Source organism: Cronobacter dublinensis subsp. dublinensis LMG 23823, from assembly GCF_001277235.1.
GTDB lineage: Bacteria > Pseudomonadota > Gammaproteobacteria > Enterobacterales > Enterobacteriaceae > Cronobacter > Cronobacter dublinensis.
On sequence record NZ_CP012266.1, the window covers coordinates 4183698 to 4203973 of the forward strand.

The 20276-nt window shown below is 58.5% G+C and carries 22 protein-coding genes; 12 read left to right on the forward strand and 10 right to left on the reverse strand.

The window, feature by feature from the left end; translation table 11 throughout:
• Nucleotides 1-22: 22 nt before the first annotated feature.
• From rpoH to ftsY, 4 genes are all read right to left on the reverse strand, one after another.
• Entirely contained in the window at nucleotides 23-880 is an 858-nt protein-coding gene (rpoH, locus tag AFK67_RS19415) for an RNA polymerase sigma factor RpoH (RefSeq protein ID WP_007753261.1), read from the reverse strand.
• A 261-nt stretch (nucleotides 881-1141) separates the two neighbouring features.
• On the reverse strand, nucleotides 1142-2197 hold the full coding sequence (gene ftsX, locus AFK67_RS19420; RefSeq protein ID WP_007730613.1) for a permease-like cell division protein FtsX: 1056 nt from the start codon (nucleotides 2195-2197) through the stop codon (nucleotides 1142-1144).
• A complete protein-coding gene (gene ftsE, locus AFK67_RS19425; RefSeq protein ID WP_007730616.1) occupies nucleotides 2190-2858 on the reverse strand; it encodes a cell division ATP-binding protein FtsE in 669 nt (222 codons plus the stop codon). The genes ftsX and ftsE overlap by 8 nt, the downstream gene beginning before the upstream one ends.
• A 2-nt stretch (nucleotides 2859-2860) precedes the next feature.
• Nucleotides 2861-4426: a signal recognition particle-docking protein FtsY gene (gene ftsY, locus AFK67_RS19430; protein WP_007730618.1), complete on the reverse strand. Its 1566-nt coding sequence runs from the start codon at nucleotides 4424-4426 to the stop codon at nucleotides 2861-2863.
• A 190-nt stretch (nucleotides 4427-4616) separates the two neighbouring features.
• Here ftsY and rsmD point away from each other — a divergent pair, with 190 nt between their 5' ends.
• Both rsmD and AFK67_RS19440 read left to right on the forward strand, forming a co-directional pair.
• Nucleotides 4617-5213, forward strand: a complete 597-nt coding sequence (gene rsmD, locus AFK67_RS19435; protein WP_032967606.1) for a 16S rRNA (guanine(966)-N(2))-methyltransferase — start codon at nucleotides 4617-4619, stop codon at nucleotides 5211-5213.
• Nucleotides 5203-5472 carry a DUF1145 family protein gene (locus AFK67_RS19440; RefSeq protein ID WP_007730626.1) on the forward strand — a complete coding sequence of 90 codons (270 nt, stop codon included), beginning with the start codon at nucleotides 5203-5205 and terminating at the stop codon, nucleotides 5470-5472. The genes rsmD and AFK67_RS19440 overlap by 11 nt, the downstream gene beginning before the upstream one ends.
• A gap of 51 nt (nucleotides 5473-5523) precedes the next feature.
• On the opposite strand, the gene AFK67_RS19445 is transcribed toward AFK67_RS19440, so the two are convergent.
• Nucleotides 5524-5889 (reverse strand): DUF2500 domain-containing protein, encoded by a 366-nt coding sequence (locus tag AFK67_RS19445; protein ID WP_007730628.1) that lies wholly within the window; start codon nucleotides 5887-5889, stop codon nucleotides 5524-5526.
• A 140-nt stretch (nucleotides 5890-6029) separates the two neighbouring features.
• Between AFK67_RS19445 and AFK67_RS19450 the strand changes: the two genes are divergently transcribed.
• Together AFK67_RS19450 and zntA are read left to right on the forward strand one after the other, a co-directional pair.
• Complete coding sequence (locus AFK67_RS19450) at nucleotides 6030-6656, forward strand: lysoplasmalogenase (protein WP_007730632.1); 627 nt, start codon at nucleotides 6030-6032, stop codon at nucleotides 6654-6656.
• Between the two features lie 100 nt (nucleotides 6657-6756).
• Complete coding sequence (zntA, locus tag AFK67_RS19455; RefSeq protein WP_007730633.1) at nucleotides 6757-8973, forward strand: Zn(II)/Cd(II)/Pb(II) translocating P-type ATPase ZntA; 2217 nt, start codon at nucleotides 6757-6759, stop codon at nucleotides 8971-8973.
• A 95-nt stretch (nucleotides 8974-9068) separates the two neighbouring features.
• Here the strand turns inward: zntA and AFK67_RS19460 are convergent, their stop codons facing one another.
• The 4 genes from AFK67_RS19460 to tusA form a co-directional block, all read right to left on the reverse strand.
• A complete protein-coding gene (locus AFK67_RS19460) occupies nucleotides 9069-10355 on the reverse strand; it encodes a TRAP transporter large permease (RefSeq protein ID WP_007730634.1) in 1287 nt (428 codons plus the stop codon).
• Between the two features lie 11 nt (nucleotides 10356-10366).
• Nucleotides 10367-10876, reverse strand: coding sequence for a TRAP transporter small permease (locus AFK67_RS19465; RefSeq protein ID WP_007730635.1), 510 nt, complete (start codon nucleotides 10874-10876; stop codon nucleotides 10367-10369).
• 47 nt (nucleotides 10877-10923) lie between these two features.
• Nucleotides 10924-11907 carry a TRAP transporter substrate-binding protein gene (locus tag AFK67_RS19470; protein WP_007730636.1) on the reverse strand — a complete coding sequence of 328 codons (984 nt, stop codon included), beginning with the start codon at nucleotides 11905-11907 and terminating at the stop codon, nucleotides 10924-10926.
• Between the two features lie 185 nt (nucleotides 11908-12092).
• Complete coding sequence (gene tusA / locus AFK67_RS19475; RefSeq protein ID WP_007730637.1) at nucleotides 12093-12338, reverse strand: sulfurtransferase TusA; 246 nt, start codon at nucleotides 12336-12338, stop codon at nucleotides 12093-12095.
• A gap of 206 nt (nucleotides 12339-12544) precedes the next feature.
• Here tusA and AFK67_RS19480 point away from each other — a divergent pair, with 206 nt between their 5' ends.
• The gene (locus AFK67_RS19480; protein WP_007730639.1) at nucleotides 12545-13210 is read left to right on the forward strand and encodes a 7-cyano-7-deazaguanine/7-aminomethyl-7-deazaguanine transporter; all 666 of its coding nucleotides are present in this window, start codon (nucleotides 12545-12547) and stop codon (nucleotides 13208-13210) included.
• A 73-nt stretch (nucleotides 13211-13283) separates the two neighbouring features.
• Complete coding sequence (locus tag AFK67_RS19485; RefSeq protein ID WP_007730640.1) at nucleotides 13284-13841, forward strand: DcrB family lipoprotein; 558 nt, start codon at nucleotides 13284-13286, stop codon at nucleotides 13839-13841.
• A gap of 36 nt (nucleotides 13842-13877) precedes the next feature.
• Here the strand turns inward: AFK67_RS19485 and AFK67_RS19490 are convergent, their stop codons facing one another.
• Entirely contained in the window at nucleotides 13878-15068 is a 1191-nt protein-coding gene (locus tag AFK67_RS19490; protein ID WP_007730641.1) for an MFS transporter, read from the reverse strand.
• A 147-nt stretch (nucleotides 15069-15215) separates the two neighbouring features.
• Between AFK67_RS19490 and AFK67_RS19495 the strand changes: the two genes are divergently transcribed.
• The 6 genes from AFK67_RS19495 (at nucleotide 15216) to AFK67_RS19520 (ending at nucleotide 20271) form a co-directional block, all read left to right on the forward strand.
• On the forward strand, nucleotides 15216-16283 hold the full coding sequence (locus AFK67_RS19495; RefSeq protein ID WP_007730642.1) for an AI-2E family transporter: 1068 nt from the start codon (nucleotides 15216-15218) through the stop codon (nucleotides 16281-16283).
• 584 nt (nucleotides 16284-16867) lie between these two features.
• On the forward strand, nucleotides 16868-17257 hold the full coding sequence (locus tag AFK67_RS19500) for a hypothetical protein (protein ID WP_007730643.1): 390 nt from the start codon (nucleotides 16868-16870) through the stop codon (nucleotides 17255-17257).
• A gap of 66 nt (nucleotides 17258-17323) precedes the next feature.
• On the forward strand, nucleotides 17324-18391 hold the full coding sequence (locus tag AFK67_RS19505) for a methyltransferase (protein WP_038884663.1): 1068 nt from the start codon (nucleotides 17324-17326) through the stop codon (nucleotides 18389-18391).
• Between the two features lie 101 nt (nucleotides 18392-18492).
• Complete coding sequence (locus AFK67_RS19510; RefSeq protein ID WP_007730646.1) at nucleotides 18493-19215, forward strand: beta-ketoacyl synthase chain length factor; 723 nt, start codon at nucleotides 18493-18495, stop codon at nucleotides 19213-19215.
• The gene (locus AFK67_RS19515) at nucleotides 19194-20033 is read left to right on the forward strand and encodes a lysophospholipid acyltransferase family protein (RefSeq protein WP_032967607.1); all 840 of its coding nucleotides are present in this window, start codon (nucleotides 19194-19196) and stop codon (nucleotides 20031-20033) included. Before AFK67_RS19510 ends, AFK67_RS19515 begins: the two co-directional genes overlap by 22 nt.
• Entirely contained in the window at nucleotides 20014-20271 is a 258-nt protein-coding gene (locus AFK67_RS19520) for a phosphopantetheine-binding protein (RefSeq protein WP_007730650.1), read from the forward strand. The genes AFK67_RS19515 and AFK67_RS19520 overlap by 20 nt, the downstream gene beginning before the upstream one ends.
• The last annotated feature ends 5 nt before the right edge of the window (nucleotides 20272-20276 follow it).

Consider the following 20276-nt stretch of genomic DNA (forward strand, 5'->3'; position numbering starts at 1 on the left):
GGGTGTATAGGCTGCGCGTGGCTTACGCTTCTATCGCGGCGCGCAGTTTTTTCATCGCGTTCTTTTCAAGCTGACGCACGCGCTCGGCGGAAACGCCGTAGCGATCTGCCAGCTCCTGCAGCGTGCTTTTGTTGTCTTCGTCCAGCCAGCGCGCGCGAATGATCTGCTGGCTGCGCTCGTCGAGACCCTGCATGGCATCGGTCAGTTTGTCGGCGGCGTGCTCTTCCCAGTTGTCATCCTCAATGCCATCGGCAAAGTTGGAAGATTTATCCTGAAGGAACAGCACCGGGGCCATCGGCTGGCTGTCGCCTGCGTCATCGTCTGACGACATATCGAAGGTCATATCCTGCGCGGCCATACGCGACTCCATCTCGCGCACGTCTTTGCTGGAAACGCCCAGCTCGCGGGCCACCATTTCGACTTCGTCCTGGTTAAACCAGCCCAGACGCTGCTTGGTTTTACGCAGGTTAAAGAACAGCTTACGCTGCGCTTTGGTGGTGGCGACCTTCACGATGCGCCAGTTACGCAGCACATACTCGTGAATTTCCGCTTTGATCCAGTGCACGGCGAACGACACCAGACGCACGCCCACTTCCGGGTTGAAGCGACGCACCGCTTTCATCAGGCCAATATTGCCTTCCTGAATCAGGTCCGCCTGCGGCAGGCCATAGCCCGCGTAGTTACGAGCGATATGAACAACAAAACGCAGGTGGGACAGGATCAGCTTTTTCGCTGCTTCCAGATCGCCCTGGTAATGCAGCTTTTCAGCCAGTGCCCGCTCTTCGTCTGCCGATAACATCGGCCAGGCGTTGGCCGCCCGGATATACGACTCCAGGTTACCGACCGGGGCTAAAGCTAAAGTTTGCATTTCTTTGGTCATTCAAATCCTCTCAATCGACATCGGACTGGCGTTCGTCCCCATCAGGCAACAAACGGGCCAGTATGTTTGAGCAACGAGAATATCAGCCACTCTTTTATCAGACCGTGATTTTATCCACAAGTTCCCGTGAGGCTTGTGAATAAATTACGCACAAAATGTGACATTGCTATGAAAAAGCGTGGGCAGAAGAAGCGGAATTCGTTAGCACGCATCCCCTGCTGACGGGAACTCGCAGCAGGGGATGATTATAACAAATATTTTTTATTCCGGAGTAAAGTGACGTAAATGTTGCACGGTCGCAAGCCAGGCGGCAGCCCAGCCGATCATCGAGCAAACCAGCAGCAACAGCAGGCATTCATCGAAAGATAACCCGCTGATTTCAAACGTGGTTCCGAAAACTTTCGCCACGTCCGTCACGGCGGCGGATAACCGCATCACCAAAATTTCTGACAGAATCAGTGAAAGTAATGCGCCGGTAAAACCGAGCAGCGCGCCGCCGTAAAGGAACGGGCGCAGAATAAAACCATCCGTCGCGCCAATGAGTTTCTGCACGTTGATGGTGTCACGACGCGCGAAAATACTCAGGCGCACGCTGTTGCCGATAACGAGGAATACCGCCGCGACCATCAGCACGCCGATCATGGCCGCCACACGGCCTACCAGCCCGGTGAGCGCCGAAAGGCGCGCGAACCAGCTGTCATCCATGCGCACTTCGTCCACGCCCTGCAGGCGCGCCACGCGATCGCGCAGCGTATTAAGCGCCTCGCTGCTCTGGAAATCGAGCTTCGGCTCCACCACGACCACCGCCGGTAGCGGGTTTTCTTCCAGCATATCGAGCGCGCCGCCAAAGCCTGACCAGTTGCGGAACTCGCCCAGCGCTTCGTCGCGCGACAGATAATTGACCTTCGCGACGCCCGGTTCAGCCTGTAGCTGGCCCACCACCTGCTGGGCCGCGTTATCGTCGAGCGTTTTATCGAGATAAACGGTTATCTGCGGTGACGGGTAATACTGCGTCGCCGCCTCGCTGACGTTTTTATAAACCATGTAGCAGACGCTTGGCAGCGTCAGCGAGATGGCAATCACCATGATGGTTAAAAACGTGGCGAGCGGTTTGCTTTTCAGATCGGCAAGCGCGCCCTGCCAGGCGTAACGCACCTGTTCGTTGATGCCGCCCTGCCGGGATTTGCCTTTGACGTTAGCGCCTTTATTTCGCTTCTGCACAGGTCGTCCTGTTTCACCGGAGGAACGCTGTTTACGGAGATTATCCAGCTTGTTGCTAAAGCGCCGAATTTCATTCAGCGCGTCACGTTTATTCACCAACACGGCCTCCATGCAAATGCCCGTCGCTCAGGGTGAGCACCGGGTAGCTGCGCCGTGAGATAAGCCCGGTGTCATGCGTCGCCATCAGTACCGTTACCCCGACGCGGTTAAACTCTTCGAAAAGACGCAGAATGCCTTCCGAGAGGGCGTCATCCAGGTTGCCCGTCGGTTCATCCGCCAGCAGTACGGCAGGTTTATTCACCACGGCGCGGGCGATGCCCACGCGCTGCTGTTCACCGCCAGAGAGCTGGATCGGGAAATTTTTCGCTTTGTCCAGCAGGCCGACTTTATCCAGCGCCGCCGAGACGCGACGACGAATGTCTTCGCCGCTGGCGCCCGCGATAATCAGCGGGATCGCCACATTATCGTAGACTGTTCTGTCCATCAGCAGGTGGTGATCCTGAAAAATCATGCCGATCTGACGCCGCAGGAACGGCACTTCACGGTTTTTCAGGCGGCTTATCTCATGGCCGCCAAACCAGATTTTCCCGGCGCTGGGCCGTTCGATACCGCAAATCAGCTTCAGCAGCGTACTCTTACCGGCGCCGGAGTGGCCGGTAAGAAAAGACATCTCGCCAGGCCGCAGGTGGAAGGTCACCCCCTGCAGCGCTTGTCTCCCACCGAGATAGGCTTTGCTGACATGTTCAAAGCGAATCATGGTTAATCCTCTCGGGCAAAAAGTGCCTCAATAAAGTCGCCCGCGTTAAACGGACGCAAATCTTCAATACGTTCGCCCACGCCAATGTAGCGAATCGGAATGCCAAACTGATCGGCCACCGAGAAGATAACGCCGCCTTTAGCGGTGCCGTCCAGCTTGGTGAGCGTGATGCCGGTAAGCCCGACCGCCTCATGGAACAGCTTCGCCTGGCTGACCGCGTTCTGGCCGGTGCTGGCGTCGATGGTCAGCATCACTTCGTGCGGCGCGTTCTCGTCGAGCTTTTTCATCACGCGGACAATCTTTTTCAACTCTTCCATCAGGTGCGATTTATTCTGCAAACGCCCGGCGGTATCGGCAATCAGCACGTCCACGCCGCGCGCTTTCGCCGCCTGAATGGCGTCGAAAATCACCGAGGCGGAATCCGCGCCGGTGTGCTGCGCGATAACCGGAATGTTATTGCGCTGACCCCAGACCTGGAGCTGTTCCACCGCCGCCGCACGGAAGGTATCCCCCGCCGCCAGCATGACCGACTTGCCCTGCTGCTCGAACTGACGCGCCAGCTTGCCGATGGTGGTGGTTTTCCCCACGCCGTTCACGCCGACCATCAGGATAACGAACGGCGTTTTGCCTTCCACCTTCAGCGGCTCGTCTACTTTGGCGAGGATCTCGCCCATCTCTTCTTTCAGCAGGCCGTAAAGGGCTTCGGCATCGCGTAACTGCTTGCGGCTCGCGCCTTCGGTCAGGTTAGCGATAATCTTCCGGGTAGTGTCCACGCCCACGTCGGCAATCAGCAGCTGCTCTTCCAGCTCCTCGAACAGATCGTCGTCGATTTTTTTGCCGCGGAACAGACTGATAAATCCGGAACCGAGATTTTCTTTCGTTTTCAGCAGGCTGCGCTTAAGACGTGCGAAGAAACCCTCTTTGGTCGGTTTCTCCTGCTCCGCGACCGGCGCTGCGTCTTCGATCGCCTCCGGCTCGGTTTCGAGCGCCGCTTCCGGGTCGGCGGCCAGCGCGGCCAGCTCTTCTTCGCTGATCGGCGCGTCTTGCGCAACCTCGTCTTCATCGTGCGAAACGTCTGGTGCCGCAGGCTCAACGTTCGGCTCTTCAACGACCGGCGCGTCGATAACAGCCGCCTCTTCGATAACGTCTTCTTCAACGATCGTTTCCGGCACCGTTTCAGCAACGGGTTCAGGCGCTATGTCAACCGGCGCGCGGTTTTCTTCCTGCTCTGGCAGCCACTCTTCGGCTTCCACCACCGGCGGCGTTACCGCCTGCGGCTGTTCAGTTTCCGGCTGTGCGGGGGCCGCTACCGGCTCCGGCTGCCCGGCCTTTTCCTGTTCTTCATGAACGACGCTTTCGCTGACCGCGACCACGTCTTCAGCGAACTTTTCGGACTCCGCCAGGGAGTGCGTCGTCTCTTCAGCAGTTGTCTGTGCGTCAGGCTCAACGCGCTCTTCTGTCGCCGCGGGTTGTTCTGTTACTTTTTGTTGTTCGGCTTCAGTTTCTGCCTGCTCTTTCTGGCCAAAACCGAGCCAGGAAAAAAAGCCACGTTTCTTCTCTTTTGCCATTGGCGAATGCACTCCTCGCGGTTAATACATGGCGCAGTCCCGTCGTCTGGCTCAGGGTACTGAAAAAAATTGTGAATGAATAAGTTAGTCTACCACTTTCCCGCCGGGGCGGCATACCGCCGCACGGAGGTTTCGCCCGCCCGTTTGCGCCGCTAGAATAGCAGCCCAGACTGAAAAGCGTGTGAGCATAATGAAGAAACCAACCTCCTCAGGTAGCGGCCAGATCCGCATTATTGGCGGACAGTGGCGCGGCAGAAAGCTGCCGGTGCCCGACAGCCCCGGCCTGCGCCCGACCACCGACCGCGTGCGCGAAACCCTGTTTAACTGGCTGGCGCCGTATCTGGTCGGCGCGCGCTGCCTGGATTGCTTCGCCGGAAGCGGCGCGCTGGGCCTGGAGGCGCTCTCCCGTTACGCCGCAAGCGCAACGCTGCTTGAGATGGAGCGCGGCGTCGCGCAGCAGCTTCAGAAAAACCTTGCTACGCTCAAATCCAGCGCCGGAAAGGTAGTGAACACTAACACACTCAATTTTTTGAGTCAGAGCGGCGAGCCGCACGACATCGTGTTTGTCGATCCGCCGTTTCGCAAAGGGCTGCTGGAAGAAACCTTAACCCTGCTGGAAACACGGGGCTGGCTCGCGCCGCAGGCGCTGATTTACGTTGAAAGTGAAGTGGAAAACGGCCTGCCGCCGGTTCCTGCCAGCTGGCAGCTGCACCGGGAAAAGGTCGCGGGCCAGGTGGCTTACCGGCTCTATCTGCGCGAAACACAAGGAGAGGAACATGCTGATTAATCTGGGTCGCCTGCTGATGCTGGGCGTGTGGGGCTTTCTGGTGCTGAACCTGGTCCAGCCATTCCCGCGCCCGCTGAATATTTTCGTCAACGTGGCGCTGTTTTTCATGATAATCATGCATATCCTGCAATTATCGTTACTGCGCGCCACGCAGCCTAAAGACGCCCCGCCATTAAGCCGTTTTGAACAGGCGCGTATTTTTATCTTCGGCGTGTTTGAATTGATCGCCTGGCAGAAGAAGCAGAAGAAGCCGCGTTAACACGCGAGCATGTTGTCGGGCGGATAAGCGAACCGCACCCGCCCGTTCGCACTACCGCGCGGGCGCGGGCACAAACTCCATAAACCGCGATCCCTGATACACCAGCTGGCCCCGGTCGCCCACCGTCAGCTGGTGATAATGGGCCTCATCCAGCCGAAACCGCATCTCCGCCCCGCCTTCCTGCGGGCGAAACGTCGCCTCATACCGCACGGTTTGCGCAGGCGGCGCGACCTGTTGCTCGCGCGAACGCCGCCCGCTGGCAGGCTTTTCCCGCTTGCTCGCCACGACGACGTTTTCCTGCGTGACCGGCGCCGCGTCATTTTCTGTTTTCTCGCGCCGCTGCTGCACATAGCGAAAAGAGGCGGCTGCAACGATTAACGCAATGATAATAATGAAAAAAAGCGGTGGCTTACTCATGATGGGTTCCGGCGGCTCAGATCTTTTTAAGAATACCCCGCAGCGCCAGGCGTTGTCATCCCGGCTGTCTGACCACTAGACTGAAATGAAGGGCCGCGCGTTATCTGCGCACGTTACAATAACTGAATCAGGGACTTATCATGCTTTGGTCGTTTATTGCTGTCTTTTTATCCGGTTGGCTGTATGTCGATGCGTCTTACCGTGGCGCGACCTGGCAACGCTGGGTGTTCAAACCGTTAACGCTGTTGCTGTTGCTGCTGCTGGGCTGGCAGGCGCCGCTCGTGAGCCCAACGGGCTATCTGGTGCTGGCGGGTCTCGTGGCGACGCTCGCGGGCGATGCGCTGATGCTGCTGCCGCGCCAGCGGTTGCTCTACGCCTTCGGCGCGTTTTTCCTCTCGCACCTGCTGTATACCATCTGGTTCGCCAGCCAGATGACGCTGTCGTTCTTCTGGCCGCTGCCGCTGGCGCTGCTGGTGATTGGCGTGGCGCTGATAGCGACGATCTGGACCCGCCTCGAAGAGCTGCGCTGGCCCATCTGCACCTATATCGGCATGACGCTGGTGATGGTGTGGCTCGCAGGCGAGCTCTATTTCTTTCGCCCGACCGACACCAGCTTCTCGGGTTTTGCAGGCGCGACGCTGCTGCTGCTGAACGCTATCATCTGGCTCGGCAGTCATTACCGTAAGCGTTTTACCGCCGACAGCGCGATTGCCGCCGCGTGTTATTTCGCGGGCCACTTTATGATTGTCCGCGCGCTCTATATCTGACCAACGGGCGGTGAAATTCCGCCCACAATTCTCTTGACTCTGGAGTCGACTCCAGAGTGTAAGCTCCGGTAATGAGAAAATTATCATTACCGGAGGCGCCATGAGCACCCCTTCAGAAAAACCCCGCCAGACGCCGCAGTTTGCGAAAATGACGCTCACGCCTGCGCCGCAGAAACCGACAGCCGGCGACGCGCCCTGCTGCGCGAGCGGCGCCTGCGAGCCCACGTCGCCAGCGGTCGAACCCGAAGGCGCGCTGAGCTGGCAGGTCGCCGGTATGGACTGCGCCGCCTGCGCGCGCAAAGTGGAAAACGCGGTGCGCAAGGTGGCAGGGGTTCGCCATGTGCAGGTGCTGTTCGCGACCGAAAAACTGGTCGTGGATGCGCCGTCCTCCCGACGCGAGGCCATTGAACAGGCGGTACGCGCCGCCGGTTATACGCTGCGCGATACGCAAGCCGCCGCGCCCGCCGCCCCGTCGGCCTGGCGCGAAAACCTGCCGATCCTCATTATCGCCGCGCTGATGGCGCTGAGCTGGGCGCTGGAGCAGTTCCACCCGCTGGCGGGCCGCGCGGCGTTTATCGTCACAACGCTGGTCGGCCTGTTCCCGGTTGCGCGTCAGGCGTGGCGTCTGACGCGCAGCGGCAATCCTTTTGCCATCGAAACCCTGATGAGCGTCGCCGCCACCGGCGCGCTGATCATTGGCGCCAGCGAAGAGGCAGCGATGGTGTTGCTGCTCTATTTAGTGGGCGAACGACTGGAAGGCTGGGCGGCGAACCGCGCGCGCAGCGGCGTCAGCGCGCTGGTGGCGCTGCGCCCGGAAACCGCCGTACGTTTGCGCGGCGACGCCCGTGAAACGGTCGCGATAAGCGCGCTTCAGCCCGGCGACGTGATTGAAGTGGCCGCAGGCGGGCGGCTACCGGCAGACGGCAGGCTGCTTGCCGCTACCGCGAGTTTCGATGAGAGCGCGCTGACCGGCGAATCGCTCCCCGTTGAGCATCAGCCGGGCGATAACATCCCGGCAGGCGCCACCAGCGTTGACCGGCTTGTCTCGCTGGAGGTGACCTCGCGCCCCGGCGAGAGCGCCATTGACCGAATTTTGCATCTGATTGAAGAAGCGGAAGCGAAGCGTGCGCCGATTGAGCGTTTTATCGACCGTTTCAGCCGCCTTTATACCCCGGCCATTATGGCGGCGGCGCTGCTGACGGCGCTGATCCCGCCGCTGCTGTTCGCCGCGCCCTGGCTGGCATGGATTTACAAAGCGCTGGCGCTGCTGCTGATTGGCTGTCCGTGCGCGCTGGTGATTTCGACGCCCGCGGCCATTACGTCCGGCCTTGCCGCCGCCACGCGGTTTGGCGCGCTGATTAAAGGCGGCGCGGCGCTGGAGGCGCTCGGGCGCGTCGAACAGATAGCGTTTGATAAGACCGGCACGCTGACCGCCGGGACGCCGCAGGTAACGGCGGTCGATGCGGTCGAGGGGCTGGAGGCGGCGGCGCTGCTGGCCTTCGCCGCTGCCGTGGAACAGGGCAGCACGCATCCGCTGGCGCAGGCGGTCGTGCGCGAGGCGAACGCGCGCAGCGTGGCCGCGTTACGCGCCGGTGCGCAACGCACGCTGGCAGGCGTGGGCGTCGAAGCGCAGGTGGAAGGCCGCACCGTGCGCATCAGCGCGCCGGATAAGGTGTCGATAACGTTGCCAGACGAGTGGCAACAGCGCATCCGCGACCAGGAAGCGCAGGGGCAGACGGTTATCGTCGTGACCGCGAGCGATCAGTTGCTGGGTACGCTGGCGCTGCGTGATACCCAGCGCGCCGACGCGCGCGACGCGGTGGAAAAACTGCGTGCGATGGGCATTCAGAGCGTGATGCTGACCGGCGATAATCCGCGCGCGGCGGCGGCTATCGCACACGCGCTCGGCATGGATTATCGCGCCGGGCTGCTGCCTGCCGATAAGGTCGAACAGGTGAATACGCTCAATGCCCGCGCGCCGCTGGCGGTGGTGGGCGACGGTATCAATGACGCGCCCGCGATGAAAGCCGCCACTATCGGTATCGCGATGGGCAGCGGCACCGATGTGGCGCTGGAAGCCGCCGACGCGGCGCTGACGCACAACCGTCTCACGGCGCTGCCGGAGATGATCGCGCTCGCCCGTGCCACGCACCGCAATATTCGCCAGAACATCGCCATCGCGCTGGGGTTAAAAGCGGTTTTCCTCGTCACGACGCTGCTCGGGTTAACCGGCCTGTGGCTCGCCGTGCTGGCCGACACCGGCGCAACGGTATTAGTGACCGCCAACGCGTTAAGGCTGCTGCGACAGCGCAGATGACAGCGGAACACGGTGGGTGGCGTTGCGCTTACCCACCGGACTAAACCCATCGAGAGTATCCGTTGAGCGGGTAAGGCAGCCTTACCCGCTCACTTTTACATCATCCCCAGTACGCGCGGCAACCAGAGCGATATCGCCGGAATATAGGTCACCATCGCCAGCACAATCAGCAGCACGCTATAAAACGGCAGCATGGCGCGCACCACGCTTTCGATATTCTGCTTGCTGACTGCGCTTGCGACAAACAGCACCGAGCCCACCGGCGGCGTAATCAGCCCTATCCCGAGGTTCACCATCATGATCATCCCGAAATGCACCGGATCGATGCCAAGCTGGTTAGTCACCGGCAATAGTACCGGCGTCAGGATCAAAATGATCGGTGCCATGTCCATCAGCGTGCCGATGAGCAACAGCATGATATTGAGATACATCAGGATGACGTATTTGTTATCCGAAAGCGTAGTGAAAAACTCGGTAATGCGCGTTGGCAACTGCATGTACGTCATCACCGCGCCGAAGGCGGCGGCAAACCCGATGAGGATCATCACAATCGTCACCGTTTTCACGGTGCGGAACATCAGCTTCGGCAACTCGCTCCACTTATAGTCGCGATAGATAAACATCGTCACGAAAAACGCCCACAGACAGGCTACCGCGGCGGACTCCGTGGCGGTAAACACGCCACTCATAATCCCGCCCAGTATGATAACCACCGTCATCAGCCCCCACAGTGCGTCAACGAAAATCTTCAGCGCCTGCTTAAACGGGATACGCTCGCCCTTCGGGTAGCCGCGCCGCCGGGCGAAGGCGATGCAGAGGCTCATCAGGCTCAGGCCCAATAGCAGCCCAGGTAGCACGCCCGCGATAAACAGCGTCGCAATAGAAACCGTGCCGCCCGCCGCCAGCGAATAAATCACCGAGTTATGGCTGGGCGGAATGAGGATAGCCTGCACCGAACCGCTCGCCGTCACCGCCGCCGCGTACTCGCGCGGATAGCCTTTCTTTTCCATCTCCGGGATCATCACGCTGCCGATAGAAGCGGTATCCGCCACTGACGAGCCGGAAATCGCACCGAAAAACGTCGAGGCGACGATATTTACCAGCGACAGCCCGCCGCGGATAAAGCCCACAAATAGATAGGCGAAGTTCACCAGCCGACGGGCGATGCCGCCTTCGGCCATGATCGCGCCCGCCAGAATAAAAAACGGAATCGCCAGCAGCGTGAATTTGTTAACGCCGCTGGTTATCTGAATCATTAACGCCTCCAGCGGCAGGTCTATCCAGAGCGCGCCCACGATGGCGCTCAGGCCCACCGCGAAAGCGACCGGCATGCCCAGCGCCAGCAGCACGGCAAGCGTGGCCAGTAAGATAAAAGCGTCCATGGTGTTCCCCGTCAGCTATGGTTGCCAATCAGCACGACCGGACGGTTCTCCTGAGAACCCAGCAGCAGTCGTTCGATGACAAACAGAATCATGATCGCCGAGCCAATCGGCAGCGGCAGGTAGCTCTCCCCTGAGGTCAGCACCGGGAATTCCGCGACCGGCTGCTCCCAGAGCTCCACGCACAACAGGGCGCTGTAGTAAAACATCACCAGTGAGATAACCAGCATCAGCACGTCGACAATGCGCGCGCAGACCCGCTGCGCGAACGCGGGCAGACGGTCGGTGAGCATGTTCACCGCAATGTGCGATCCCGCGCGATAGCCCACCGCCGCGCCGATAAACGTGAACGTGACCATACAGATAATGGCGACCGGCTCAGGCCAGGATTCACCGCGATTAAGCGCGTAGCGTGAGAAAATACCAATCGGGATCACGACCGTCATAATCAACAGCGCAAACCCGGCCACCACCATGGCGAGCAGGTACAGGCGATCCATCCAGACCAGCAAGAATCGGGACATAACAACTCCGCAGAGGGTAAGGCGCCGGGAGAGCCCGGCGCGGAGGATCATTTAACGTCGGCGATAGCCTGCATCAGCGCCTGGTGCTTCGCGCCATACTGCTCGCGTACCGGCTCTGTCGCTTTCACGAAATACGCTTTATCGATGTCGTGGAACTGCACGCCGCCCGCTTTCATTTTGTCGAGCGCCTGTTTGTTATAGGCATTCCACAGCTCGCGCTGCTCCATTTGCGCCTCGCGGGCAAGGGTCAGGATTTTCTGCTGCTGCTCGGGTTTGAGCTTGTCCCACTTCACTTTCGAATAAAGCAGCATTTCGGGAATGATAAAGTGGCCGCTCAGGGTGTAGTGTTTGGCGACCGGCAGGTAGTTGTGAGCGATATAGGTCGGCGGGTTATTTTCCGCGCCGTCGATAACGCCGGTTTGCAGGCCGCTGTAAACTTCGCTCACGCCCATCGCGACCGCGTTCGCGCCCATCGCCTTCAGCGTGCCGATAGCGACAGGGCTGCCCTGGACGCGGATTTTCATGCCCTGTAAATCTTCCGGTTTGATGACCGGGTTTTTAGTAATTAAGTTGCGGGTGCCCGAATCCATCCAGCCTAAAAAGACCAGCCGCGATTTCGGGCTACTGGTGAGTTTGTCGCCGATTTGCTTGCCGATATCGCCGTCGATGACCTTATGCATATGGTCTTCATCGCGAAACACATAGGGCAGCGTAAACACTTCGATCTCCGGCAAAATCGCTGCGACCGGCGCCATCGAGACGCGGATCATGTCGATAGCCCCCATCTGCGCCTGCTCGATCATCTGCTTCTCATCGCCCAGTACGCCGCCCGGAAAGACTTTGATTTCCAGGTCGCCATTGGTTTGTTGTTCTAACTTTTCACCCATATTTTGCACGGCGACGACGTTCGGATACCCCTGCGGGTGAACATCGGCCGCTTTAATCACTTGCGCGTGAAGAGCGGGCGCAAACAGCAGTGACGCGGTGGACAGGCACAGACCGGCGAAAGCCGGTATCAATCGCTTTTTCATCGGGTCGCTCCAGAAGGTATAGACAGGCTAGTTATAAAACGGCGTTTTAATTTAACGGTTATAAATTAGACGACGTCCTGTAAAGCCGGGGTGAAGCGCCTCACAAAAGCAAAAACTCTGAAACAGGGGTTTAAAAAGAATGTGACGCAGGTTCAGAAAGCCGCAGGGCGCGGCTCTGGAAGGAATTACTGACCTTTACGCAGCACATAGCGATACGGCAGCGTTTCGGTTTGCGAGGCCACCAGTTCATGCTCCATAAAGCGGCAGAAACCGGGGATATCGCGCGTCGTCGCCGGATCGTCGGCCACGATCAGCAGCGTTTCGCCAGGCTGCATATGGCGCACGGTTTTACGCACCATCATTATCGGCTCAGGGCAGCGCAGCCCGAGGGCGTCCAGGGTGTGGTCAGGATTGGCGAACAGATCGGTCATGCTTCTCTCGGGTCAGTGAAAAACCGCTTTAGTTTACGCGCCGTTTTTTGTGACGCAACTCATGTGAACGATTGCGTTAAAATTAACCATTGCATTGGCGACGCAAAGCAGTATCATGCGGCGGCTTTTGCGCAAACGCGCTGCGTCTGCCTTAAGCGTGAAGATGAACTGGGTTCCCTCACCCCAACTGACAAAAAGGTCACAATATGACGTCCTTTACTTCTGGTCAGCGCCGCAACGCGCTCGTCTGGCTTTCGTTGTTTCATTTGCTGGTGATCACCTCCAGCAACTATCTGGTGCAGCTGCCGGTCTCCATTTTTGGTTTTCACACCACCTGGGGCGCGTTTAGCTTTCCGTTTATTTTCCTCGCCACCGATCTGACCGTGCGCATTTTTGGCGCGCCGCTGGCACGACGCATTATTTTCGCCGTGATGGTGCCTGCGCTGCTCGTCTCCTACGTCATCTCCTCGCTGTTCTACATGGGTAGCTGGCAGGGGTTTGGCGCGCTGGCGCACTTCAACCTGTTTGTGGCGCGCATCGCGACCGCGAGCTTTATGGCGTATGCGCTGGGGCAAATTCTCGACGTGCATGTCTTTAACCGCCTGCGTCAGAGCCCGCGCTGGTGGCTCGCGCCGGGCGCGTCGCTGCTGCTCGGCAACGTCAGCGACACGCTGTCGTTTTTCTTTATCGCCTTCTGGCGCAGCCCCGACCCGTTTATGGCCGAACACTGGATGGAAATCGCGCTTGTGGACTACACCTTCAAGGTGCTTATCAGCCTGATTTTCTTCCTGCCGATGTATGGCGTTCTGCTGAATATGCTGTTGAAAAAGCTGGCGGATAAATCCGATTTCCGCGTGCTGCAGCGCGGTTAAAGGTTCACGGAATTTCTTGTGTTAAGATGCAGGGATGGGTCGTGATGACCGTCTCTTGTAAAGGAATAAGTGAATGCGCAATCTGGTGAAATATGTCGGTATTGGCCTGCTGGTGATGGGGCTTGCCGCCTGCGACAACAAAGACAGCAACGCGCCGGCAAGCGCCGGTGCTTCCCAGAGTGAAGCCTCCGGCCAGCCAATCAGCCTGCTGGATGGCAAACTGAGCTTCTCGCTGCCTGCGGATATGACCGATCAGAGCGGGAAACTGGGCACCCAGGCGAACAACATGCACGTCTACTCCGATGCCACTGGCCAGAAAGCGGTTATCGTAATTATCGGTCAGCAGAGCCAGGAGTCGCTGGAAGTGCTGGCGAAGCGTCTTGAAGATCAGCAGCGCGCCCGCGACCCGCAGCTGCAGGTCGTGACCAATAAAGCGATTGAAGTCAAAGGCCAGAAGATGCAGCAGCTCGACACCGTCATCTCTGCCAAAGGCCAGACCGCTTACTCTTCCGTGCTGCTGGGCAACGTTGATAACCAGCTGCTGACCTTGCAAATCACGCTGCCTGCCGACAATCAGCAGCAGGCGCAGAGCACCGCAGAGAACATCATCAACACCATCGTGGTGAAATAAGCCGCGATAAACGTGCTTATCTCAACGGCCTGCCTTTTACGGGGCGGGCCGTTTTTTTAAGCGCAGGCTCAACAGAATGGCGAGCGCCACGAGCCCTGCCGCCGCGAGGTAAATCGCCGGTACGCCCGCCCAGGCCATCAGCACGCCCGCCGCAGGGCCGGTTATCCCAAGCGACAGATCCATAAACAGCGTATAGGTGGCGAGCGCCGCGCCCTGATTGCTCTGCGGCACCGCCTTCACCGCCACGACGCCAAGCGCCGGGAACACCAGCGAAAAGCCCGCGCCCGCCAGAAACGTGCCCGCTTTCGCCATCCACGGATCGACCGCCAGCCCCACCAGCAGCAGCCCGAGCGTTTCGACGACGCCGCAGATAAGCGTCACGTTAATGCCGCCCAGCCGGTTTATCGCGTTAGGGAACAACAACCGCGTGCCGACGAACGCGCCGCTAAAGAGCGTGAGCGCAAACGCCGCGCCGTCCCAGCCTTTCGCCTGATAGAAGAGCGTGATAAAGGTGGCGATCACCCCAAAGCCGGAGGTCGTAAGCGCAAGCGCCATACCGAACGGCCAGACTTTACCGAGCACCGCGCGAAACGGCAGCGGTTTGCCTTTGCTGGCCTTCACCGCCGGGCGCGGCAGCGCTAACACAATGCCGAGCAGCGCCACGCCCATGATGACGCCCGCCACCAGCGGCAGGCCGCCCAGCCGGTAACAGAGCGCGCCGAGCGGCGCCCCGACCGCCATCGCCCCATAGGTGACGACGCCGTTCCAGGAGATAACTTTGCCGATATGCGCCGAACCGACCACCCCGACACCCCAGAGCGTCGAGCCGGTCCCCGCGCAGCTCTGCCCAAAGCCCAGCACTACGCGCCCGAGGCATAGCAGCGCCAGCGACGCCAGCGGCCAGCCGCCGCCCCACCACGCCAGAAAATAGCTCGCGCCGCTCAGCAGACAGCCGAACATGCCGACGATCACGACGGTTTTCGGCCCCCAGAGATCGGCGTAACGCCCGGCATGAGGACGGCTTATCAGCGTGGCGATATACTGCAGGCTGATAACAAGCCCCGCCCAGAACGGGCTAAATCCCATCACATCATGGACATAGCCTGGCAGTACCGCCAGCGGCAGGCCGATAGTCAGGAAGGTAGCGAAGTTAAAAATAACAATAGAGACGATTTTCAGGTTCAGCCGCAGGCCGCTTAACGCGGGTTCGGCGCAGACATCCGGCATGACATTTCACTTTTTCAGCAACAGCGGTAGCGACAGTATAAACCTGATATTTCCTGCAACGGAAACCTCAGGCTTTCAGACTTCCCCTCTGCGGCGCATTGCCCAATGCACACTACACTAAGAAAGCCCTCATAAAAGGAATTGGTTATGATTGGTCCACAACGACCCCAACAACCCCAACAAGATAAAGTCGGCCTGCATATGCTGCAAAAGCTGGCGGCGCTGGTCATCATTCTGGCGGGCATTCACGCCGCGGCAGACATGATTGTTCCGCTGCTGCTGGCGCTGTTTCTGGCTATTGTGCTCAACCCGCTGGTGACCTGGTTTATGCGCCGGGGCTTTCGCCGCCCTGTCGCCATTACGATTGTCGTGATTGTGATGCTGATAGGCCTGACGCTACTGTTAGGCGTGCTCGCCGCCTCGTTTAATGAGTTTGTCGCGTTAATGCCGAAATATAATAAGGAACTGACGCGAAAACTGCTTCATCTACAGCAAATGGTGCCGTTTATGCATCTGCACCTTTCGCCGGAGCGCATGCTGCAACGCATGGACTCAGAGAAAATGGTGACCTTCGCGACCACGCTGATGACGCAACTCTCCGGCGCGATGGCGAGTATTGTGCTGCTGGTGATGACCGTCGTCTTTATGCTGTTTGAAGTGCGCCACGTGCCTTATAAGCTGCGCTTCGCGCTCTCTAACCCGCAGCTGCACATCGCCGGGCTGCACCGCGCGCTAAAAGGCGTCAGCCACTATCTGGCGCTTAAAACGCTTATCAGTCTCTGGACCGGCGTAATTATCTGGCTCGGCCTGACGCTGCTGGATATTCAGTTCGCGCTGATGTGGGGCGTGCTGGGCTTTTTACTCAATTACATTCCGAATATCGGCGCGGTGCTGTCGGCCATTCCGCCGATGATCCAGGCGCTGCTGTTCAACGGCGTGTATGAAGTCTTTATGGTTGGCCTGCTGTTTTTGCTGGTGCACATGATCCTCGGCAATATCCTCGAACCGCGCATGATGGGCCACCGCCTCGGGATGTCCACGATGGTGGTATTCCTCTCGTTGCTGTTCTGGGGATGGCTGCTGGGGCCGGTCGGTATGCTGCTCTCGGTGCCGCTCACCAGCGTCTGTAAGATCTGGATGGAAACCACGCATGGCGGCAGCAAACTCGCTGTTCTGCTGGGCCCGGGTCGCCCAAAAACCCGGTTGCCGGGGTAGTCACCCTACCAGGTGGGGTAGGTGTTCGTGTTTTATCAGCGGGTATAATCATGCCCGCTTTTTTATGCGCTAATTCTGAAACAAGCCTCGTCTTATTTCCGGCTATTACGCCTTGACGGCGAACAGATTCAAACGAATTAATTTCAATTGTTTCACAATTATTTTTCATTGCTCTGATGTCATTGAACTTTCAATGATTTCCCGAACAAGCGCCCGCCAACACTTAACCGCATTACGAAAACCGCCGATATAAACAATCTTTGAAACAACGGCTTATAAAGATGTGTGTTCACTTAATTGCTATTACCGGGATGCTATTGCTTACGCGCTAGCATTATTTTACTATTTGTATAAATAAGTAAATTCTGATTTTAAAAAGTAATAGCATCTAATGCCAACCAGACGCCGCTCAACACGTCTTGTTGCAAGCCAGAAGATAGCCCGCCTTTTTAGATAATTTACTCGATGGCCTTAACGCCCCAACGGCGGCACTGGCGGTATGCCGGTGAAATGATGCGTGGCGAGACGTACACAGCCGTCTCTTCACCCTGTTGCGTTACTCATAAATGAAATATGGAGATGATATGAAAAAGGTCACTAAATGGGTCGCCGCGCTGGCGGTGGCAGTTGCTCTGGCAGGCTGCGCGCGTACTGCGCCAGTGGATAATATTCAGTCCACGGTCAGCGGCACGCATACGGCGCAACAGGTCAGAACGGCCATTCTCAAAGCAGGGAAACAACGCGACTGGATGATGACGGATGCAGGCCCGGGCGTTATTAATGGCCGCCTGAAAAACCGCGATCACTCCGCCGAAATTCGCATTCCTTACAGCGCTAACGGCTACTCCATCAATTACGTTGGCAGTTCAAACCTGAAAGCCTCCAACGGCAAAATTCATAAAAACTATAACCGCTGGGTGAATAACCTCGATAAAGATATCCAGCTGAATCTCTCAACGGGTGCGGATCTGTAATCGCCTGATGATCTAAGCCGGGCCTGCGGGCACCGGCTTTTCTGCGTCAACACTAAGGAAAGTACTGTGTCCGCTCACTACGACAACGATTCATTGAGCGCGCTGGAAGCGATAACCGAAGCCCAGCGTATCGCTTTTGCGCCGATGCTTTTTCAGGCGGCGATCAACCTGCGCGACGCGGGGATTCTCGCGTTTCTGGACGGCCAGCATCGGCAGGGCGCCACGCTCGATGAGATCGTCGATGCCTGCACGTTAAGCCCTTACGCCGTCAGCATTCTGCTCGATATGGGCCTGAGCGGCCGCATTCTCTTCCAGCGAGACGAGCGCTATTTTCTCGCAAGAACCGGCCATTTCCTGCTGCATGACAAAATGACGCGGGTAAACATGGATTTCACCCAGGACGTCTGTTACCAGGGGCTCTACTTCCTGCGCGACGCCCTGGAAAAAGGCACGCCCGAAGGGCTCAAAGTTTTTGGCGAGTGGCCGACGATTTATCCGGCGCTGTCGCAGTTGCCTGAGCCCGCCAAAAGCAGCTGGTTTGCCTTCGATCACTACTACTCGGACGCCGCCTTTGACGCCGTTCTGCCGCACGTTTTCGCCCTTAAGCCGAATTTAATTTATGACGTTGGCGGAAATACCGGTAAATGGGCGCTGCGTTGCTGCCGATATAACAAAGACGTGCGCGTAACGCTGCTGGATTTGCCGGAGCAAATCGCGCTGGCGCGCGAGGCGGTCAGCGCCGCGGGTATGGCGGATCGCATTGATTTTCATCCGGTGAACATGCTGGCGCAGTCGCCGCTGCCGGATGAAGCGGATATCTGGTGGATGAGCCAGTTTCTCGACTGTTTTTCACCCGAGCAGATTGTCGCCATGCTGACGCGCGTCGCGGGCGTTATGAAGCCGGGCGCGCATTTATGCGTCATGGAGCTCTTCTGGGATGCGCAAAAATTTGAAGCGGCGTCGTTCAGTCTGAATGCCTCGTCGCTCTACTTCACCTGCATGGCGAACGGCAACAGCCGTTTTTACAGCGTCGTGAAGTTTACCGCCTGGCTTGAAGCGGCGGGCTTTAACGTTAAACAACAAATCGACCATCTCGGGACCGGGCATACCCTGCTGATATGCCAGAAAACCTGAGAAGTCACCGATGATTTTGAGTCACAGTAAAATGGTCGCAGCACCCTTTTCCTGATGCTTCTGAGTCAGAAAAATGTCTTATGTGCGGCGGAATCGCGTGAATGAATTTTGCATTAAACCTTGTTGACTGGGAGGCCAGAGCGCCGGGGCTCAGTGAAACGGCGCAGTGGATGGACTGGGCGTGCCGCGAGCTGCCTGTCGATCCGGCGGCGCCGCAGGCGAAGCTCACCGCCCTGCCGATGATGACAGCGCGCCGTCTCGCCTCCGGCAGCCGTCTGGCGGTCGAGTGCGGGTTGACGATGCTGCGCCGCCATGCCATTGACGCGGTGCTGTTTACCAGCCGCCATGGCGAGCTGGAGCGCAATTTCCGCATTCTGACGGCGCTAACCTCCCGCCAGCCGCTTTCGCCGACCGATTTCGCGATGTCCGTACACAATTCTGCGGTTGGCAACCTGACTATCGCGGCCAGCCAGCCGCTCGTGTCGTCGTCGCTCTCGGCGGGCGCAGACACCTTTCAGCAAGGGCTTTGCGAAGTAATATGCCTGTTACAGGCGGGCTACCAGCGCGTGCTGATGGTCGATTTTGACGGCGTGCTGCCTGAGTTTTACCACTCGCGCGTGCCGCAAGGCATGCCGGGATGGGCCTATGCCGTCGCGCTGGTGATTGAATCCGGCGCGGCATTACAGTGCCAGACGCAACCCGCCGCGCCTGCCCCTGAACCAACGCTTTCCCAGAGCCTGCAATTCCTGCGTTATTACCTGCAAGGGCAGGCCGATTTCACGCTGGCGGGCGAGCGCATGGAATGGCGCTGGAGCCGCGTATGACCGGCTTCGCAGCGCGCCTCAACTGGCTCTGGCGGCTTCTGATGACCGCGTTCTGCTTTACGCTTTTCGGCGTGGGCGGGCTGCTGTTATCCGTGGTCTGGTTCAATCTGTTAAACCTGGCAGAGCGCAACGCCCGGCGTCGTCGACGCCTCGCCAGACGCAGCATTGCCGCCAGCTTTCGCTTTTTCCTGCGCGTGTCAAAAGCGGTGGGCGTGCTGGATTACCACATCAACGGCGCGCAGACGCTGCGCGATGAACGGGGCTGTCTGGTGGTGGCGAATCACCCGACGCTCATTGACTACGTTCTTATCGCCTCGGTGATGCCGGAAACCGACTGTCTGGTGAAAGCCGACCTGCTGCGAAACCCCTTCGTCAGCGGCGTGATCCGGGCCGCCGATTATCTGATTAACAGCCAGGCCGACCGGCTTTTGCCCGAGAGCGAAAAGCGCCTGCGCGGCGATGACACCCTGCTTATTTTCCCGGAAGGCACGCGCACCCGCGCGGGCGAACCGATGCGCCTGCAACGCGGCGCGGCCAATATCGCCGTGCGCTGTCAGGCGGACCTGAGAGTCGTGACCATTTCGTGCAGCGAACATCTGCTGGATAAGCAGAGCAAGTGGTATCACGTCCCCGCGCGCAAACCGGTGTTTGTCGTCACGGCAGGGAAAAGAATCCATACCGCAGATTTTTGTGAGGTGCATGAGGGCATCGAGCCTGCGCTGGCGGCTCGTCAGCTTAACCGACACCTCTTGTCCCAGTTATCACAGCAAACCACACCTTTGGCAGGGATCCACAACGATGCAAGCGCTTTATCTTGAAATTAAAAATCTGATTATCAACACGCTCAACCTCGAAGAACTGAGCGCCGATGATATTGAAACCGACGCCGCCCTGTTTGGCGACGGGCTGGGTCTCGATTCTATCGACGCGCTTGAACTGGGGCTGGCAGTTAAAAACCAATACGGCGTTGTGCTTTCCGCAGAAAGCGAAGAGATGCGTCAGCACTTTTTCTCTGTCGCCTCGCTGGCGTCTTTTATTCATTCCCAACGCGCATAAAACGA